General features: G+C 41.9%; 2 protein-coding genes. Both read left to right on the forward strand.

Annotated elements, in window-relative coordinates; all coding sequences use genetic code 11:
• On the forward strand, positions 1-225 hold a 225-nt coding region (locus BG32_RS11855), incomplete at its 5' end, for a hypothetical protein (protein WP_121526887.1).
• Positions 222-1,089: DNA-3-methyladenine glycosylase (locus tag BG32_RS11860; RefSeq protein ID WP_121526888.1), on the forward strand; the 868-nt coding region annotated here is incomplete at its 3' end. The genes BG32_RS11855 and BG32_RS11860, both read left to right, overlap by 4 nt.

Genomic DNA, 1,089 nt, shown 5'->3' on the forward strand with positions numbered 1-1,089 from the left:
CCTTATGATGGGGATATTGACTTTGAAATTCCTTCGTTGATTCTTGCACTATCAAGAGCGACCGGTTCAAGAAGCTCTACAGTGGTTGAAGGGGTTCAGATTACTGCTTTGCATATGGATAATCTCAAAGAAAAGTGCTACTTAATAGTAGTCGGAGAGTTTCTTGAAGACAATTCTTACAGGCTCTTGAAAACGATTGTAGAGTCTTATGAGGTAGAACTATGATTGAATTCTCTTTCAGACCTGAAAAGCCCATAGATCTGGATTCAACACTGGATTGCGGCCAAACATTTAGATGGGTTAAAGATGGGGAATGGTGGAAGGGTGTAGTCCGAGATACTGTCCTCTTCATAAAGAAAAGTCTGGGCGAGATCACGGTAAAGTCATCTTCCAATTCTCTTCTTGGAAGGGAGATTTCTACGGGTATAATACACTATCTTGGTCTTGAAGACGATCTTGACGAAATTCATTCGACTCTCAGGAGAAGGCTTAGTAAATTCGATGAGGAAGCTAGATTCATTTCGGAGAAGGCAATATCTGAGGCCAATGGTCTTCGCATACTCAGACAGGACCCATTCGAAATGGTAGTAGAATACATTCTTTCAACTAGAAATAGCATCCCGATGATTCGCTGGATGAGTGATAGCCTGTCTGCCGCGTTCCCCGAGAACAGGGTCGACTTCTGTGGAGAGACGTTTTACAAGTTCCCTACTCTAGGTCAAGCAAAGCTCATTTCGGAAGAATTGCTGACTAATCTCAAAATTGGATTCAGAGTGCCATGGCTAATGAAACTTTTCTCAAGAATTGATCAGGAGTCTTATTTTTCGCAGCTCATACCACTGACTGTTGAAGAAAAGCTGGAAGAGCTTACAAGGCATGATGGTATAGGCTACAAAGTGGGAAGTTGCGTTGTCTTATTTGCTTACGGCGAACTTAACGCATTCCCCGTTGATATTTGGATCAGCAGAGTCATGAAGGACATATATGGTATTGAAGGCTCGACAAAGAAGATCATGCAGTTTGGAATGAACTCTTTTTTTCCTTACGGTGGATACTATCAGGAAGCACTGTTTAGATATTACAGAACTC

Origin of the sequence: Mesotoga sp. HF07.pep.5.2.highcov, assembly GCF_003666285.1 — a bacterium.
GTDB classification, from domain to species: domain Bacteria; phylum Thermotogota; class Thermotogae; order Petrotogales; family Kosmotogaceae; genus Mesotoga; species Mesotoga prima.